The sequence below is a fragment of the Lentzea flaviverrucosa genome (assembly GCF_003350445.1).
Taxonomy (GTDB): Bacteria; Actinomycetota; Actinomycetes; order Mycobacteriales; family Pseudonocardiaceae; genus Lentzea; species Lentzea californiensis.
In genome coordinates this window covers 196276-213530 of record NZ_QQAU01000005.1, presented here as the reverse complement: position 1 = coordinate 213530, position 17255 = coordinate 196276, and the positions used below count along the sequence as shown (strand labels likewise).

At 68.6% G+C, this 17255-nt stretch carries 17 protein-coding genes and 1 pseudogene; 7 read left to right on the top strand and 11 right to left on the bottom strand.

All coding sequences use genetic code 11. The features are described 5' to 3' along the window. Positions 1-7 precede the first annotated feature (7 nt). Together DFR72_RS17760 and DFR72_RS17755 are read right to left on the bottom strand one after the other, a co-directional pair. A complete protein-coding gene (locus tag DFR72_RS17760; protein WP_177224554.1) occupies positions 8-2173 on the bottom strand; it encodes a putative bifunctional diguanylate cyclase/phosphodiesterase in 2166 nt (721 codons plus the stop codon). Positions 2174-2233: 60 nt separating this feature from the next. Further along, the gene (locus DFR72_RS17755; RefSeq protein ID WP_090066128.1) at positions 2234-3046 is read right to left on the bottom strand and encodes an SAM-dependent methyltransferase; all 813 of its coding nucleotides are present in this window, start codon (positions 3044-3046) and stop codon (positions 2234-2236) included. A 71-nt stretch (positions 3047-3117) separates the two neighbouring features. Here DFR72_RS17755 and DFR72_RS17750 point away from each other — a divergent pair, with 71 nt between their 5' ends. After that, the gene (locus tag DFR72_RS17750) at positions 3118-3990 is read left to right on the top strand and encodes a pentapeptide repeat-containing protein (protein WP_090066129.1); all 873 of its coding nucleotides are present in this window, start codon (positions 3118-3120) and stop codon (positions 3988-3990) included. Between the two features lie 217 nt (positions 3991-4207). Next, positions 4208-4729, top strand: a pseudogene (locus DFR72_RS47720) (pentapeptide repeat-containing protein); the annotation flags it as partial. Positions 4730-4846: 117 nt separating this feature from the next. Here DFR72_RS47720 and DFR72_RS17740 read toward each other — a convergent pair. Beyond that, the gene (locus DFR72_RS17740) at positions 4847-5746 is read right to left on the bottom strand and encodes a LysR family transcriptional regulator (RefSeq protein WP_090066130.1); all 900 of its coding nucleotides are present in this window, start codon (positions 5744-5746) and stop codon (positions 4847-4849) included. Positions 5747-5824: 78 nt separating this feature from the next. On the opposite strand from DFR72_RS17740, the gene DFR72_RS17735 reads away from it, so the two are divergent. Next, positions 5825-6664, top strand: coding sequence for an aldo/keto reductase (locus DFR72_RS17735; RefSeq protein ID WP_090066131.1), 840 nt, complete (start codon positions 5825-5827; stop codon positions 6662-6664). Between the two features lie 42 nt (positions 6665-6706). Further along, positions 6707-7501: a lysozyme gene (locus tag DFR72_RS17730; protein ID WP_090066132.1), complete on the top strand. Its 795-nt coding sequence runs from the start codon at positions 6707-6709 to the stop codon at positions 7499-7501. 33 nt (positions 7502-7534) lie between these two features. On the opposite strand, the gene purL is transcribed toward DFR72_RS17730, so the two are convergent. From purL to DFR72_RS17710, 4 genes are all read right to left on the bottom strand, one after another. Continuing rightward, positions 7535-9793 carry a phosphoribosylformylglycinamidine synthase subunit PurL gene (gene purL, locus DFR72_RS17725; RefSeq protein ID WP_090066133.1) on the bottom strand — a complete coding sequence of 753 codons (2259 nt, stop codon included), beginning with the start codon at positions 9791-9793 and terminating at the stop codon, positions 7535-7537. Further along, positions 9790-10461, bottom strand: coding sequence for a phosphoribosylformylglycinamidine synthase subunit PurQ (purQ, locus tag DFR72_RS17720; protein ID WP_090066134.1), 672 nt, complete (start codon positions 10459-10461; stop codon positions 9790-9792). Before purQ ends, purL begins: the two co-directional genes overlap by 4 nt. After that, a complete protein-coding gene (gene purS, locus DFR72_RS17715; protein ID WP_030477798.1) occupies positions 10458-10697 on the bottom strand; it encodes a phosphoribosylformylglycinamidine synthase subunit PurS in 240 nt (79 codons plus the stop codon). The genes purQ and purS overlap by 4 nt, the downstream gene beginning before the upstream one ends. A 227-nt stretch (positions 10698-10924) precedes the next feature. Then, a complete protein-coding gene (locus DFR72_RS17710) occupies positions 10925-11470 on the bottom strand; it encodes a hypothetical protein (RefSeq protein WP_090066135.1) in 546 nt (181 codons plus the stop codon). Between the two features lie 149 nt (positions 11471-11619). On the opposite strand from DFR72_RS17710, the gene DFR72_RS17705 reads away from it, so the two are divergent. Then, the gene (locus DFR72_RS17705; protein ID WP_090066339.1) at positions 11620-12600 is read left to right on the top strand and encodes an NAD-dependent epimerase/dehydratase family protein; all 981 of its coding nucleotides are present in this window, start codon (positions 11620-11622) and stop codon (positions 12598-12600) included. Here DFR72_RS17705 and DFR72_RS17700 read toward each other — a convergent pair. Next, positions 12584-13510, bottom strand: coding sequence for a trypsin-like serine peptidase (locus DFR72_RS17700; protein ID WP_170176303.1), 927 nt, complete (start codon positions 13508-13510; stop codon positions 12584-12586). The two genes, DFR72_RS17705 and DFR72_RS17700, sit on opposite strands and share 17 nt — an antisense overlap. Positions 13511-13775: 265 nt before the next feature. On the opposite strand from DFR72_RS17700, the gene DFR72_RS17695 reads away from it, so the two are divergent. Further along, positions 13776-14399 carry an MBL fold metallo-hydrolase gene (locus tag DFR72_RS17695; RefSeq protein WP_090066340.1) on the top strand — a complete coding sequence of 208 codons (624 nt, stop codon included), beginning with the start codon at positions 13776-13778 and terminating at the stop codon, positions 14397-14399. Here DFR72_RS17695 and DFR72_RS17690 read toward each other — a convergent pair. Together DFR72_RS17690 and DFR72_RS17685 are read right to left on the bottom strand one after the other, a co-directional pair. Continuing rightward, positions 14362-15012, bottom strand: a complete 651-nt coding sequence (locus DFR72_RS17690; RefSeq protein WP_090066137.1) for a polysaccharide deacetylase family protein — start codon at positions 15010-15012, stop codon at positions 14362-14364. The two genes, DFR72_RS17695 and DFR72_RS17690, sit on opposite strands and share 38 nt — an antisense overlap. Positions 15013-15062: 50 nt before the next feature. Continuing rightward, positions 15063-15938 (bottom strand): phosphoribosylaminoimidazolesuccinocarboxamide synthase, encoded by an 876-nt coding sequence (locus tag DFR72_RS17685; RefSeq protein ID WP_090066138.1) that lies wholly within the window; start codon positions 15936-15938, stop codon positions 15063-15065. An 88-nt stretch (positions 15939-16026) separates the two neighbouring features. On the opposite strand from DFR72_RS17685, the gene DFR72_RS17680 reads away from it, so the two are divergent. Continuing rightward, complete coding sequence (locus DFR72_RS17680; RefSeq protein WP_143086721.1) at positions 16027-16470, top strand: hypothetical protein; 444 nt, start codon at positions 16027-16029, stop codon at positions 16468-16470. Here the strand turns inward: DFR72_RS17680 and DFR72_RS17675 are convergent. After that, positions 16467-17255, bottom strand: coding sequence for an MOSC domain-containing protein (locus tag DFR72_RS17675; protein WP_090066341.1), 789 nt, complete (start codon positions 17253-17255; stop codon positions 16467-16469). The genes DFR72_RS17680 and DFR72_RS17675 overlap by 4 nt on opposite strands.

Below are 17255 nucleotides of genomic sequence, written 5' to 3'. Positions count from 1 at the left end.
CCCCGAGCTAGAGATCACCACGCAACAGGCTGTCGATGTTCTCCGGCGGGCCTGGCCGCGCGAAGAACCAGCCCTGGCCCGTGTCACATCCCAGGCGCAGCAACCGGGCGGCCTGAGCAGGCGTCTCCACGCCCTCGGCCGTGACGCCCAGCGAAAGTGCGTGCGCCAGTTGCACCAGCGTCGCGACGATCTGCGCGTCGACCGGGTCTTCCTCGTTCTCGGCCCGCAGCCCCTCCATGAACGAGCCGGCGATCTTCAGCTCGTGCACGGGCAGGTGCTTGAGGTAGGCCAGGTTCGAGTAGCCGGTGCCGAAGTCGTCGATCGCGATGCGCACACCCATGTCGCACAACGCCCGCAACGCTTCCAGCGGCTCGTCGGCGGTGCCCATGATCGCCGACTCGGTGAGCTCCAGCTGCAGGTGGTGCGGTGGCAACGCGCACTCGTCGAGGATCTGCTTGACGTCACGCACCAGCTCGGGGTCGCGGGACTGCCGCACGGCCAGGTTCACCGACACGAACGGCGCCGCGTCACCGAACTCCTCCAGCCAGCGCCGCGCCTCCTCGCAGGCCTTGCGCAGCACCCACCGTCCCAAGGGGACGATCAGGCCGGTCTCCTCGGCCAGCTCGATGAACCGGTCCGGCGCGAGCCGCCCGAACTCCGGGTGCTGCCAGCGCACCAGCGCCTCGACACCGGTGACCGTCGAGTCCTCCAGGCGGACCAGCGGCTGGTACTCGACGTAGAACTCGCCGCGTTCCAAGGCACGCGGCATGGTCGCGGACAGCGTGAACCTGGCGACCTCGCGGGCGTTGCGCTCCGGGTCGTACAACGCCCAGCGCGCCTTGCCGTCCGCCTTCGCCCAGTACAGCGTGATGTCCGCGTCGCGCATCATGTCGGCCGAGGTCGTGCCGGACAGCTGCCGTTCCACGATGCCGATCGACGCCGACACGGACAGCTCGTGGCCCGCGATGCGGATCGGTGCCTCCAGCTCGGTCAGCACCCGGTCCGCGACGTCCACGATGTCCTGCTCGCCGGACGAGCCCTCCACCAGGATCACGAACTCGTCGCCGCCCATGCGCGCGACCAGCTTGCCCTCACCGGACACCGAGTGGTCGAGCCGGCGGCCGACCTCGACCAGCAGCTGGTCGCCCGTGTCGTGGCCCAGCGAGTCGTTGATGACCTTGAAGCCGTCCAGGTCCAGGTAGCAGAGGCCGGCGCGCACGTGCTTGGCCCGGTTGTTGAACACGCGCCCGAGGCGTTCGAGGAACAGCGCGCGGTTCGGCAGCCCGGTGAGCGGATCGTGCAACGCCTGGTAGCGCAACCGGTTCTGCAGCAGGTGCCGGTCGGTGACGTCCTCGATCATCGCGACCTGGTACTGCGGCTCGCCGTGGTCGTCGCGGACCAGCGACAACGTCAGGTGCGTCCACACCTGCTCGCCGTCGGCGCGGTGGAAGCGCTTCTCGGCCCGGTAGTGGTCGCACTCGCCCGCGATGAGCTGGTCGTAGAGCCGCCACACGCTGCCCGCGTCCTCGGGGTGCATGAGGTCGCGCACGTTGTACTGGCGCATCTCCTCGACGCTGAACCCGAGCATGTCCTGCAGGGCCTGGTTGACGTCCAGGATCCGGCCGTCGATGGCGGCGATGCCGATGCCGATCGCGGCCTCGGTGAACATGGCGCGGAACCGGGCCTCCGAGGCCCGCAGCATCGACTCGGCCTGGTCGCGGGCGTCCAGCACGGCCGCCCTGATGGCCTCCTGCTCAGCGAGCGTGCGTTCTCGCAGCGCGCGGGCGTACCCGGCGGCCAGCGCGCCCTGCAGGGCGCTCAGGCGGGACGTCAGCCTGGCGTCGCCGGGGAAGCCGAGCTCGACGAGCAGGTCGTCGCCGAGCAGCTGGACGGTGCGGCCGAGCGTGTCGGTGCCGGTGAAGTGCGCGTCGACCAGACGTGAGCCGATCTCGTGGCCGGGTGCGGTGCGGAACGGGCTCGCGAACAGCGCCTCGACCAGGCGCTCGGTGAGGTCCTGGAGGTGCTGGGCGACCTCGGCCCTGGTCATCGGCACGTAGCTCGATCCGATGACGGCTGTGGCCCAGCCGCGCGCGAACGCCTCGGCACCGGCCAGTACGGCCGGGCTCAAAGGAGAGCGATCCTCGCGCACCCGCTGGTCAACCCGATCGGTCATCTTCTCGGACCTAACGCCACGAACGCGCAGCATACGGCCGGTCGCCGTCCGGAGTCATCTCTAAGCCTTCCGGCCTATCGCGGCGAACCCCGGGAAACTCCTCCCGGACGCCTCCACGTCGGCCGACGACTCGGGACGCCAGGCGGGAACCCGGACGACACCGGGCTCGACCAGCGAGAACCCGCCGAAGAAGCGGCTGATCTCGGTCGGGTCGCGGAACGTCGTCCGCACGACGTCCCGGTTGTAGATCTTGCGGGCCTGCCGGGAGGCTTCCGTCTCCTCGCCCGACTCGTAGCCGGGATGCGAGAGCGCGAGGAAACTGCCGGGCGGCAGGCGGTCGCGATAGCCGCCGATGATGCCCCACGGGTCTTCTTCGTCCGACACGAAGTGCAACAGCGCGATCATCAGCACGGCGATCGGCTCGTCGAAGTCGAACTGCTTGTCCACCTCGTCCGAGGCCAGCACGCCCGCCCAGTCGCGGACGTCGGCCTGCAGCACGCTGACGTGGTCGTTGCCGCCCAGCAACGACCGGCTGTGCGCGACGGCGACCGGGTCGAGGTCCACGTAGACGACCCTGGCCCCGGGGTCGGCGGCCTGCGCGATCTCGTGCACGTTGCCGACGGTCGGGATGCCGGAGCCGAGGTCGAGGAACTGCCGGACGCCGCGGCCGAGCAGGTAGCGGACGGCCCTGCGCAGGAACGCGCGGTGGTTCAGGACCACCCCGCGCAACTCGGGCATGGTCTCCAAGGTCTTCTGGGCGACGGCCCTGTCCACGGCGAAGTTGTGCGCACCGCCGAGCCAGTAGTCGTACACCCGCGCGACGCTGGGCCGCTCCAGGTCGATGTCCCCCGGCGCCCAGTTCGGCCGCTCCACTCGCTCACCCCACCCGCGTTCGGACCGTTCCGACCCATCATGCCCCCGGTCCTTGGCAGAATGCCGACCTCGTGAGGAAAAGTTTGCTGCTGTCGACCGTGCTCGCGTCCATCGGCGTGTTCCTGCTGGTCGGCGGCGCGTTGCTGCTCGTGGACCCCGGCGCGCCCAAGCACGAGGCGATCAAGACCGGCGGTCTCGCGGGCGGTGCGATCATCGCCCTCTACGCGTTGTGGCTGAACGACCGGCGCCGCAAGGTCGAGGAGGCGCGCCAGGAGCTCGAGAGCCAGCGCATCGACCACGACAGGTCCCGCGTGGCCGACGAGCGGTTCGCGCGCGCCGTCGAACTGCTGGGCCACGAGACCGCACAGGTGCGGGTGGGCGCGATGCACGCGCTGGCGGGCCTCGCGAAGTCCAGGACCGAGTACACCCAGACCGTGCTCGACATCCTCTGCGCGTACCTGCGCCAGCCGTACAAGCGGTCGCCGGACGACGAGGACGCCAGTGAGATCGAACTCGAGGTCCGGCTCACCTCGCAGCGGCTCGTCGAGGACCTGCTGCCGCGTCTGGAGGAGAAGGACGCGGCCCGCTACGACCTCAACCTCACCAAGGCCCACCTCGAGTACATGGACCTGTCGTACCGGCAGGTCGGCGACCTGATCATGCGGGTCGCGCGTCTCAACGAGTCCAACGCCTTCCACCACATGGTCGTCCACGGCGACATGTACCTCACCGACGCCGAGGTGTCCGGCCGGTTGTACATGCACCACAACGACTTCCGCCGCAAGGCGTGGTTCAGCAGGGTCAAGGCGCGCGGGCTCGCGGTCTTCACGGAGACGAAGTTCGGCGGGGAGACCAAGTTCTCCGACTCGGAGTGGACCGACGTGAAGGCGGACGGCTGCGCGTTCGCGGCGAAGGCCGATCTTCCCGAAGCGTGGAGGAACTGACGTGAAGTGGCTTTTCGCAGTCATCTCGGCCGCCGTGGTCACCGCGGCGACGGCGGTCCTCCTCTGGGTGGTCAAGGCACCCGCGGTCGAGATCGTGAAGACCGCCGGTGTCGCGGGCGGTGCGGTCGTCGCGCTATACGCGTTGTGGCTCAACGACCGCAAGCACTCCCTGGAGAGCGAGAAGGTCGCCGACGAACGGTTCGCGCGCTCGGTCGAGATGCTCGGCAACGAGGCCGACCAGGTGCGGGTGGGTGCGATGCACTCGCTGGTGTGGCTGGCGGACTCCACGCCGCGCTACACGCAGACCGTCCTCGACGTCCTGTGCGCGTACCTGCGCCGGCCGTTCTCCCACTCGTCGTGGGACCTGAACGGCGCTGATCCGGACACGACCTTTCCCGAGGAACTCACGCGGGAAGAGCAGCGGGAGCAGCAGGTCCGGCGCACCGCGCAACGGCTGATCCGCGACGTGCTTTCGTGGGGCGACAAGAAGAAGCTGTACTACGACCTCGACCTGACCGGCGCCGCCCTGGAGTACTTCCAGCTGGACGGCAGGCGGGTCAACAGGTTCATCGCGCGCCGGGCGCAGTTCTACGGCATCACCACGTTGCCACGCATGGACATCCGCAAGCCCACCCTCTTCTCCGGGGCCACCTTCCACGGGCGGCTGACCATCACGGAGACGAAGTTCGGCGGCGGCCTCGCGTTCACCGAGGCCACGTTCAAGGGCGAAGTCGACTTCCGCGCCACGACGGTCGGCACGTTCCTCGCTCTCACCGACCCGCCGCCGCCGAAGCAGACGGGCAAGTTGGAGGTGCTGCCCGGCACGGCGATGCGGACCACGCACGAAGGCTGGGCGCTATCCGGCAACCCGCAGCCGGCCCGCCCGCGCCTCGAAGACCATGTCCAGCAACTCCCGGGCGGCCGCGCCGACGGTGTGTCCGGTGACGACGACCGTTTCCGCGAGGGGGACGTCCACGTCGCCGCGAAGCCCGAGGAAGCGGACGAGGTCCGACTTCCCCGCGAAGGACTGGGGAACGAGCGCAACCCCGAGACCGAACCCGACGAAGTCAAGAAGTGAGTGCACGTCGTTGACCTCGACGGCGACGTGCCGCTCGACCCCGGCGGCGGCCAGCGCGCGGTCGACCTCGTCGCGTGTGCCCCAGTCGGCGTTGAAGTCGACGAACGACTGGCCGGCCAGCTCGGCGAGTTCGACGGAGTCCCTGGTGGCGAAGGGACTGTCCGGTGCGCAGGCCAGCACGAGCGGCTCACTGGACAAGGTGGACACCCGCAGGTCGTCCGCCATCCTGTGCTGACGGGTGACGAACGCGAGGTCGAGACGGCCCGCGCGCACCTCCTCGACCAGTTCGGCGTTGCCGGACTGGCGCATCCTGATCTCCACACCGGGGTGCAGCTCGTGGAACCGCGCCAGCACCGCGGGCAGGTGCACCACGTGCAGGCACTGCAGGCTGCCGACGGACAACGTGCCGCGCAGCAGCCCCTGGACGGCGGCGACCGCGTCCCTGGCCGACTCGACGCTGCTCAACGCCCGGCGCGCCTCGGGCAGCAGCGCCCGTCCGGCCTGGGTCAGCTCGACCTGGCGGGTGGTGCGCAGGAACAACGGCGCGCCCAGCTCGACCTCCAGTGCGCGGATCGACGCCGAGAGACCCGACTGGGCGATGCGCAGCCGGTGCGCGGCTCGGGTGAAATGGCACTCCTCGGCGACCGCGAGGAAGTGTTCGAGCTGCCTGAGTTCCACGATTCATCACCCGCAGTGCTCAATGAGATCAGTTCTCTGCGTTGGACAGCTTAATCGTCAGGGTCCAGAGTGGAGTGCATGCAGAAGCGTCGTATCGGAGAAGTGGAAGTCAGCGCCATCGGCCTGGGCGGCATGCCCATCTCCGTGCAGGGGAGGCCGGAGCGCGCGCAGGCGATCGAGACCATCCACGCCGCACTGGACGCGGGCGTGACGTTCATCGACACCGCCGACGCCTACTCGCTCGACGACACCGACTTCGGGCACAACGAGTCGCTCATCGCCGAAGGGCTGCGCGGCCGTTCCGAAGAGGTGTTCGTGGCGACCAAGGGCGGGCACACGCGCGTGCCGGGCGGCGGCTGGGAACTCGACGGACGGCCCGAGTACCTGCGCAAAGCCGTCGACGGGTCGTTGCGACGACTCGGCGTGGACCAGATCTTCCTCTACCAGTTCCACCGGCCGGACCCGAAGACGCCGATCGCGGAGTCGGTCGGCGTGCTGAAGGAACTGCTGGACAACGGCAAGATCCGCTACGCCGGCGTCTCGAACTTCAACCCGGACGAGATCGTGCTCGCCAACGACATCCTCGGCGGACGACTCGCGGCCGTGCAGAACCAGTTCTCGCCGGTGTTCCGGTCGAGCGAGCCCGAGCTGGAGCTGTGCGCGAAGCTCGGCATCGCGTTCCTGCCGTGGAGCCCGTTCGGCGGGATCGGCAAGGCGGGCGCGCTCAGCGGGCCGTTCAAGGAGGTCGGTGACGCCCACGGCGTGAGCGCCCACCAGGTCTGCCTCGCGTGGATGCTCGCGAAGTCCGAAGTGGTAGTCCCCATTCCGGGTGCTTCTCGACCGGCGAGCATCCAGGATTCGGCCTCCGCCACCCACCTGGAGTTGTCCGCCGAGGAGTTGTCCCGCCTGGACGGGTGACCTCGGTAGCCAATTGCGACAAATGGTCGCACGATCTAGTCCATGCGGACCTTGATCAGCATCGTGGCGATCGTCGCCGGCATGACGCTGGCACCCGCGTCCGCGGCGCCCTTGCCCGAGGGCTCCGCGGACCACACCGCGGGTTCCCAGATCCTCAAACACGAAGGCACGGGCGACCTCCGCTCGGCCTCGGAGTCGCCGCCCACCGAGGGCAAGGTGCCCGGCATGGACGTGAGCAGCCACCAGGGCGACGTCGACTGGAAGTCCTCCTGGGACAAAGGCGCCCGGTTCGCCTACGTCAAAGCGACCGAGGGCGTCCACTACCGGAACCCGAAGTTCACCCAGCAGTACAACGGTTCCCTGAACATCGGCATGATCCGCGGGGCGTACCACTTCGCACTGCCCGACCGCGCCAACGGCGTGCAGCAGGCGAACTTCTTCGTGGAGAACGGCGGCGGCTGGTCACCCGACGGCAAGACGCTGCCGCCCGCGCTCGACATGGAGTACAACCCGTACGGCGACACTTGCTACAACATGAACCAGACCGCCATGACGGCGTGGGTCAAGGAGTTCAGCGACACGGTCTACGCGCGCACCAAGCGTCATCCGGCGATCTACACGTCCACGAGCTGGTGGAACAAGTGCGTCGGCGGCTCGGTGAAGTTCGGCGACAACAACCCGCTGTGGATCGCGCACTACAGCTCGAAGCTCGGCCCGCTGCCGGTCGGGTTCGACTTCCACACGATCTGGCAGTGGCAGGCGGCCGGGCACTTCCCCGGTGACCAGAACCTGTTCAACGGCAGGTTCGAGCAGTTGCAGCGGATCGCGTCGAGCTGAGAAGGGCCCCGTCTGGGACGGGGCCCTTCGTGCTCAGTCGAACAGCGCCGGGAGGGTTCCCTCCCAGGCTTCACGGAGCTCGTCCAGAGGCAGTTCGCCGAGGCCCTGGACCTCCAGGGCGTTCGACTCCGGGTCGACGACGCCGACCTTGCGCCACGGCAGGCGGCGCGCGGTGCACATGTCGACGAAGCGCTGCTCCTCGGTGCGCGGCACGGCGACCAGCACGCGACCGGCGGACTCGCTGAACAGCGCGGTGAACAGGTCGCCCTCGGGGAAGACCCGTGCGCCCACCTCGCCGATCAGGCACGTCTCGACCAGGGCCTGCGCCAGGCCGCCCTCGGAGAGGTCGTGCGCGGCGGAGATCATGCCGTCGCGCGAGCCCGCGACGAGGATCTCGCCGAGCAGCTTCTCCCGCTCGAGGTCGGCCTTCGGGGGCAGTCCGCCCAGGTGGCCGTGGACGTGGTGCGCCCACTCCGACCCGCCGAACTCGTCGTGCGTCTCGCCGAGCAGCAGCAGCGTCTCGCCGGCCTCGGCGCCGATCCCGGTCGGGATTCGGCGCCGCACGTCGTCGATGACGCCCAGCACGCCCACGACCGGCGTCGGCAGGATCGCCGTGGAGCCGGTCTGGTTGTAGAAGCTGACGTTGCCGCCGGTCACCGGGATGCCGAGTTCGGCGCAGCCGTCCGCGAGACCCTTCACGGCCTGCTCGAACTGCCACATGACCGCCGGGTCCTCCGGCGAGCCGAAGTTGAGGCAGTTGGTGACGGCGACCGGGGTGGCACCCGTGGCCGCGACGTTGCGGTAGGCCTCGGCCAGCGCCAGCTTCGCGCCCTCGTACGGGTCGAGCTTCGTGTAGCGGCCGTTGCAGTCCGTGGAGAGGGCCACGCCGCGGCCCGTCTCCTCGTCGATCCGGATCATGCCGCTGTCGCTCGGCTGCGCGAGGACGGTGCCGCCGCGGACGTAGCGGTCGTACTGCTGTGTGACCCACTTCTTGGAGGCCAGGTTGGGGCTGGCCGCCATGGTCTTGACCAACGCGAGCAGCTCGTCCTTCGCCGGCCTCGGGAGGCTGTCCGGCGTGTTGGCCTGCAGTTCGTCCTGGTCGGCGGGTCGCTCGATCGGCCGGTGGTAGACCGGGCCCTCGTGCGCGACCGTGCGCGGAGGCACGTCCACGACGACCTCGTCGTGGTAGGTGATGACCAGGCGGTCGCCTTCCGTCACCTCACCGATCTCGGTGGCGATGACGTCCCACTTCGCGCAGACCTCCAGGAACGCCTCGACGTTGGCCGGCTCGACCACCGCGCACATGCGTTCCTGGGACTCGCTGGAGAGGATCTCGGCCGGTGTCATGCCGGTGGCGCGCAACGGCACCCGGTCGAGCCGGACGTGCATGCCGCCGTCGCCCGCGGACGCCAGCTCGGACGTCGCGCAGGACAGGCCCGCACCGCCCAGGTCCTGGATGCCGGCGACGATGCCCTTCTCGAAGAGCTCGAGCGAGCACTCGATCAGCACCTTCTCCGTGAACGGGTCGCCGACCTGCACACTCGGCAGCTTCTTGCGCTTGCCGGCGGTGTCGTCGAACGTCTCACTGGCGAGCACCGAAACGCCACCGATGCCGTCGAGGCCGGTGCGCGCGCCGTAGAGGATGACCTTGTTGCCGGTACCGCTCGCGTGCGCGAGATGCAGGTCCTCGACCCGCATCGCACCCACGCACAGGGCGTTGACCAGCGGGTTGCCCTGGTAGGACTCGTCGAACACGACCTCGCCGCCGATGTTCGGCAGGCCTAGGCAGTTCCCGTAGCCGCCGACGCCCGCGACGATGCCGGGCAGGACGCGCTTCGTGTCCTCGGCGTCGGGCCTGCCGAACCGCAGCGGGTCCATGACGGCGAGCGGCCGCGCGCCCATCGCGAGGATGTCGCGCACGATGCCGCCGACACCCGTCGCGGCACCCTGGTAGGGCTCGACGTACGACGGGTGGTTGTGGCTCTCGACCTTGAACGTGACGGCCCAGCCGTCACCGACGTCGACGACGCCGGCGTTCTCGCCGATGCCCGCGAGCATCTTGCTGCGCATCTCGTCGGTCGTGGTGTCGCCGAAGTACTTCAGGTGCACCTTGGACGACTTGTAGGAGCAGTGCTCGCTCCACATGACCGAGTACATGGCCAGCTCGGCGTCGGTCGGGCGGCGCTTCAGGATCTCCTTGATGCGCGCGTACTCGTCGTCCTTGAGGCCCAGTTCCCGGTAGGGCTGCTCCTGGTCGGGCGTCGCCTCGGCGTTCTTGACGGTGTCGATCATGCCTTCACCACCGTGTCGAGCAGGGACAGGAACATGCCCAGTCCGTCGTCCGTGGGGCCGGTGAGCGCGTCGATGGCGTGCTCGGGGTGCGGCATGAGGCCGACGACGTTGCCCCTGGCGTTCGTGATGCCCGCGATGTTGTTGCGGCTGCCGTTGGGGTTGTCGCCGACGTACCGGAAGACGACCCTGCCGTTGTCTTCCAACTCTTTGAGAGTGTCTTCATCGGCCTGGTAGCCGCCCTCGCCCGACTTCAACGGCACGAGGATCTCGGCGCCCTTGTCGTAGCGGGTGGTCCAGGCCGTGGTGTTGTTCTCGACTGCGAGCCACTGGTCGCGGCACACGAAGTGCAGCTTGTGGTTGCGGGTGAGCGCGCCGGGCAGCAGATGCGCCTCGGCGAGGATCTGGAAACCGTTGCAGATCCCGAGAACCGGCATCCCCTTGTCCGCGGCCTCGATCACTTCCTGCATGACGGGCGCGAACCGCGCGATGGCACCGCACCGCAGATAGTCGCCGTACGAGAACCCGCCGGGCACGATGACCGCGTCAACGCCCTTGAGGTCGTGATCCCCGTGCCACAACGGCACAGCCTCGCCGTCCGCATATCTGACGGCCCGCTGCGCGTCGACGTCGTCGAGGGTGCCGGGGAAGGTGATGACACCGACCCTCATGCCTCGACCCTGCGCACGGTCCAGTCCTCGATCACGGGGTTGGCGAGGAAGGTCTCGGCGATCTTGGCGAGCGTGGCGTCGTCGACGTCGTCGGCGACCTCCAGCTCGAAGTGCTTGCCCTGACGGACGGCGGTGACGCCGTCGAAGCCGAGACGGGGCAGCGCGTTCGCCACCGCCTGGCCTTGGGGGTCGAGAATTTCGGGCTTCGGCATGACGTCGACGACGACTCGGGCCACGACAGACTGCTCCTGGGTTTGGAGGGGCTGGCGGTACCTCGAGAGCCTATCTGACCTGTGTGTTCATCCTCCCGACACGTGTTCGGGGGCACATCGGCGGCGGTCCACCTTCGGGTGAACGAGCTTGCCTCGGCGAGTGGGTTTGGTACAGTTGAGTTCGCCGAGGCCCCGTAGGCCGAGGAAGTGAGCACGGTGCCCGTCCGGACGGTCGGCCGCCGTGCTTTGCGCTATCTGGACCAATTGTCCACGACAGTCTCCTTCGCGACGAGCGAACGCACCCGCCGCGCCCAGTCACCTCCCGCACCGTGACACCAGGCCACCACGTCAGGGATCCAGAGCAACTCGTCGTGCCAACTCTCGAGGTGCTCGTAGGTGATCTTCGAGTGGCTTGGCCGCTTGCCCAGCGTCGTGCGGATCGTCTGCGCGTCGTGGAGATTGCGCTCCTCTCGGCTGTCGAGCACCAGCCTCCTCGTGTCCAGGTCGACGAGATCGTCGATGAGCGCGATGAGGCACTCCTGGCGCGCGATCTCCTCCCCGGCAGAGCAGTTGCCGGTGTAGATGTGAACGGTGGCACCGATCGACACCAGCCTGGACACGATCAGCTTGCGTCGATCGGTCTTCTCCTTCTTGAAGTGAAGCTTTCGCTGACCGGGGAACAGCAACCGGCGCAGCGCTTTCCGCGTACGCGCCAAGTCGCCGGGGTCCACGAGAACAGCAGCCAGCAGGTACGTGTTGTTTCGTCGCGACTCGTCGACGAAGGCATGCAGACTCACGGAACGTCCATCGGCAGAACCCGAACATCAGTTCACCAACTCCAACTGATCGGGTCCGAACGATCAGGTATTGGACCTATTCCAACAAGCTATTTCGCCGAAAGCGAGACCGGTGGCACCGCGGCCCGATCGGACGGATGCTGGAGATCATGAAGATCCTCGTGCTCGGCGGAACCGTGTTCCTCAGCAAGGCCATCACGGCAGAGGCGGTCCGGCGGGGCCACGAAGTGGTGTGCGCGGCCCGCGGCGCCTCGGGTGGTGTGCCGGACGGCGCGCGTCTGATCCCGGTCGACAGGAACAAACCCGGTGCGTTCGACGCGCTGGCCGGCGAGCGGTTCGACTCGGTGATCGACGTGTCGAAGTACTCGGTGAACTGGGTTCGGGACGCGCTGGAGGCGTTCGGGTCTACGACGCCGCACTGGACCTTCGTGTCCAGCATCTCCGTCTACGCGGACCACTCGACGGGCAGTGACGAGCTGTTGCCGCCGCTGGAGGACGACCCGGCCGAGGAGTTCACGGCCGAGCGGTACGGCAGCGTCAAGGTGGCCAGCGAGATCGCGGTGCGCGAGGCCGTGGCGAGCCGGGAGTTCATCGTCAGGGCCGGGCTCATCACCGGGCCCGACGACCCCAGCGACAGGTTCGGGTACTGGCCCGCGCGGATGGCTCAGGGCGGACGGGTGGTCGTGCCGGACAGCCCTGACCTGGGGTTCCAGCACATCGACGCGCGGGACCTGGCGCAGTGGATCGTGTTCGCGGCTGAGGAGCGGGTCACCGGCACGTACGACTCGACCGGGCCGGTCATGCCGTTCCAGATGGCCATCGGTGAGATCGCCGGCGCGACCGCGCAGCCGGGAACGCAGCTCGTGCCGGTGAAGGAGAGCGTGCTCAAGGAGCTCGGGGTCAACCCGTGGGCCGGGCCCCGGTCGCTGCCGCTGTGGCTGCCGCAGGAGTGGGCCAAGATGGTCGGCCGCGACGTCGGCAACGCGCTGGCGAACGGGCTGCGGGTCAGGCCGCTGGCCGAGACCGCGCTCGACTCGCTGGAGTACGAGCGCGGCCTCGGGCTGGACCGGCCCCGCAAGGCCGGACTCACTCAGCAGGAAGAGCAGGAAATCCTCACAGCAGTGAGTTGATCTGCGCGGCGACCAGGTCGATGCGCACGCCCTGGTTCGGGCAGCCGCCGAAGTGGTGGAGCCCGATCACCTTGTGCGTGCGCCTCGACAGCACCGGTGAGCCGGACGAGCCGCCTTCGGTGTCGCACATGTAGCTGATGTCGGACTGCGACGAGCTGCCGTTCACGCGCACCGCGCGCACGACGCAGTAGCCGCCGCCGTTGTTGTTGTCGCGCAACGACAACTTCTTCAGCTTCCCGGCCGGGTGGCCGACGATGTACATCTCCTCACCCACGGCCGGAACGCGCGCGTCCAGTTCGAGGTAACCGAACGAGCTGATGGCCGCGAAGTTGTTCACGGTGAAGAGGGTGTAGTCCAGAGCCGCGCTGTACTTCAGGACCTGGGCCGCCAGCACCTTCGTGACGGTGGCGGTAGCGGAGCCGCCGCAGGTCGGGCACTGGTAGTTGAACCACACCTCGATGCCACTGGTGCTGGTGAAGCAGTGTTCGTTGGTGAGCATGCGGTTGTTGGGGCCGACCCGCCACGCCGTGCACAGCGAACTGCCGTTGCGCAGCAGCTTCGCCACGGACGCGGTCTTGCCCCACTCGGTCGGGTTGCTGGACTGGTAGCAGACCGCGTCCTTGTAGTCGTTCGTGCCGCAGATGCTCTGCACGGACGGCTGCGAGGACATCTCGGCCTCGGTGTAGCCACGCGTGAGCTTGTCGACCCGGACGCGCGACAGCGGGTTCGTCACCGACACGACGGCCCTGTCGCCCGTGATCGACATGGCCCAGAAGCCCGACGCGTCGGGCGTGGCGGTCAGCGAGGCCTTCAGGTCTCTCGTGTACGTGTACTTCTCGGTGCCGTCAGGGCTCGACACCGTGAGCACGTCACCGGGCAGGATCCGCAGGTCCGTGAAATGCAGCTTCACGTACCCGGACCCCGGTCGTTCGATGACCGTCGAACGATTCGCGCCACCCACGCGGACTGAGACCGATTCCTCAGTTCCGATCTGCTGCGTCTGCGGCGACGAAGCCTCGGCAGGTGTAGAGGTGGTGGTAGCAGGGACGATGGACGTCATCGGCAGGGCAAGCGCCAGTGCCGTGAGGAGTTGCAGGGTTTTCCTCATGCCATTTGATACTTCCGACGTCACCTGACCGTGTCAGCCCGCCGAACGTCGGTTAATGGAGGATTCCGTGCAACTTGTCCATTTCGGTCATGCCTGCGTGCTGCTGGACACGGGGTCGACGCGAATCCTGATCGATCCCGGCACGTTCTCCGCGGGGTTCGAGGGCCTGGAGGACCTGGACGCGGTGCTGGTCACGCACCAGCACTTCGACCACGTCGACGCCGAGAGGCTGCCCGCGCTGCTCAAGGCCAACCCGCGGGCGCAGCTCGTCGTCGACGAGGGCACGGCGCCCAGCGTCGAGAACGCGACCGTCGCCCGGCCGGGTGACACGTTCAAGATCGGCGACACGACCGTCCGGGTCGTCGGCGGGCAGCACGCGGTGATCCACGAGGACATCCCGATCGTGCCGAACGCCGGCTACGTGGTCGGCGACGGCGCGTTCTACCACCCCGGCGACTCGCTGTTCGTGCCGGACGAGGACGTCGACGTGCTCGGCCTGCCCGCGGGCGCGCCGTGGATGCGCACCGGCGAGGCCGTCGACTTCATGCGTGCCGTGAAGCCGCGTGTCGCCGTGCCGATCCACGAGAAGACGCTCGCGAGCCCGCAGATGGCCCACCGGCTCTTCGAGATGCTCAAGCCGGAGGGCACCGAGGTCAGGCCGCTGACGCCAGGCGAGGAGACGGCAGTCTGACGTACGTGGTCGGCGCGGCGTCGTGGGCGAGTGCGATGTCCACGGCGTCGAGCACGGCCTGTCGCGCACCAGGACGGTGCAGGTCACGGGCGTCGACGGTGATCCGGGTCAGCCCGCCGCGGCGCGCGGACCTGGCCGCCGCGTAGACCAGCGCCAACGACCGCAGCTCACCGAAGCTGGTGCGTTCGGTCAACGCGTGCAGGCGGCCGAGGGTCGCCAGTCCGCTGCCGACCTCGCGCACGGCGTGCGCGTCGGCGCAGCGGTGGAACCGGTGCTTGGCCAGCGCGATGAGCGTGCCGGGCGACGCCACGCAACGCCGTGGCGCGAACGTGTCGGCGCTGAGCCCGATGGCGTCCATCTGCAGACGCGCGCCCATCAACAACAACCCGGCTTCATAGGCAGGTAGCCGCCGTTGGCCGAGGCCGTGCAGCACGACGGCGTCGCCGAGCGAGGTGCGGTGCCGCACCCATTCCTGTGCCCTGCCGAGCTCGCGAGGTGCTACGAGCAGCGACAACGGCACCTGCCGCGGATCAAGGGCCGCGGCGAGACCAGCGCATCGGTCGAGTGTCTGCGGACCGATGCCGGACAGGGAGACCACGAGCTGTGAGTGCACGGTATGAGTGCGCCACGCCGTGGTGACATCCGCGTGAAAGCGGAGCTAACTCACGCAAGCCAGTCAGCGAAGGACCGGCCGGTGAGCCGTTCGTACGCCTCGACGTACCGCTGACGGGTCGCGTCGATGACCTCGGCGGGCAGCGCAGGCGGCGGAACGTCCGACTTCCGGTCCCAGCCGGACGCGGAGGACGTCAGCCAGTCGCGCACGAACTGCTTGTCGAACGACGGCTGCACGCGGCCGGGCTCGTAGCCCTCGGCCGGCCAGTAGCGCGAGGAGTCCGGCGTGAACACCTCGTCCGCGAGGATCAGCTCGCCCGAGGCGTCCAGCCCGAACTCGAACTTCGTGTCCGCCAGGATCAGGCCACGCGTCAACGCGTACGCGCGCGCCTCGCTGTACAGCTCGATCGTGCGGTCGCGCAGCTTCGACGCCAGCTCGACACCGTGCTTCTCGGCGATGACGTCGAACGACACGTTCTCGTCGTGCGCACCGATCTCGGCCTTCGACGCGGGCGTGAAGATCGGCGGCTCCAGTTCGGACGCCTCGACCAGCCCGGCCGGCAGCTCGATACCGCACACCGCACCGGTCGCCGTGTAGTCGGCCATGCCGGAGCCCGTCAGGTACCCGCGCGCCACGCACTCGACGTCGACCATCTGCAGCTTGCGCACCAGCAACGCGCGGCCGCGGACCTCGGCGGGGATGCGCGGGTCGTCGAACGCGACCAGGTGGTTCGGGGTGAGCCGCTCGAACCAGAACACGCTCATCGCGGTGAGCACGCGCCCCTTGTCGGGGATCTCCGAGCTCAGGATGTGGTCGTACGCCGAGATGCGGTCGGACGCGACGAACAGCAGCAGCTCGTCGTCCACGTCGTACAGATCGCGAACCTTGCCGCGGGCGACGTGCTGGTAGTCAGCGAGCGTAGGCACGCCGGTGAGCCTACGTGGTCTTGTCCTGAAACCGACGTACACCCCGCCACCACTACAGATCAAGGGAAAAGAAGCTTAAGGTGCACCCGTGCTCCCTAGAAAGGCCCTGTGGATCCCGGCTTTGGCAAGCTTGGGACTGCTCATCGTGCTGGGCGTGGCCGGGTGGAGCTTCGACTCCAGCCCCATTTCGTCTCCTGCCTCAGGAGGTTCGCTCAACGCGAGCACGCCCCAGTCGGTGACCATCGTGCCGACTCCGGACGTCGCCGACATCACGGTGAAGGGGTCGTCCTCCGACGCGACGACCACGACCACCACGACGAGGACGACGCAACCGAAGCCGCCACCGGTCCAGCAGCCTCCGCCCGCCGCACAGCAGCCGACGACCACCGAGCCCCCGCAGCAGGGACTCCTGGTCAACGAGGGCGCGCGATGCGATCCCGAAGGCGCGAACGGCATCGGTCTGATCGGCGAGAAGCTGGTGTGCCGCAAGGATCCTCAGCGCGGCGACAGGCTGCGCTGGCAGAAGGCCTAGTCCCGCCACTCCAGCACGTCGAGCTCGTCCCCCACGTTGATCACGCCGGTGCGCACGACCTGCGCCTTCATCCCGAACGTGACGCCGCCGTCGGGGTCACGGCGGTAGGTCGCGAGCGAACGGATCGGCTCGGGGCCGTTCTTCACGCCGGTCTCCTGGTCGACCATCGGTACCGCACAACGCACGCAGTCCTTGGCGTAGGCCAGTTCCACGTCACCGATCGCCGCCCGCCGCACCCGGTCCTCCGTGTGCGGCTCCGGCCAGCCGGACACCACCACGTTGGGGCGGAAGCGGTTCATCGGCACGGGATCACCGCCGCGCTCCAGGATGCGTTCGTTCAACCCGTCCAATGAGGACAGCGAGAGCACCAGCAACGCGTTGCCATCGGCATATCCGATGACTCCGGTGGTCTCACCCGTCGTCTCCCGGTGGATGTCCGGCGGCGTCCGCACGAGGCGCACGGACCTGCCGAGCGCATCGGAGAAGTACGCGGCGGCCGCGTCACCCTGGTCGATCCCGGTGCCGTGCCAGACGTGCACGACCACCGGAACCCGCGGCCCGTCGACGACGACCGGGAAGGATTCGCCGCCGATCGACAGCGCCGAGTCCACGAGGGACGGACGCAGCGCGGCCATCTCCGGGACCTTGCGCTGCGACAGGAACAAGCCGTCGTCGTCGACCAGCATCATCATCCGGTCGTCGCGCAACCCCGTCGGCTCCACGGCCGAGAACGCGACGGAGTACCCGCCGCATCCCTTGACGGGGTAGACGACCAGGTCGGACAC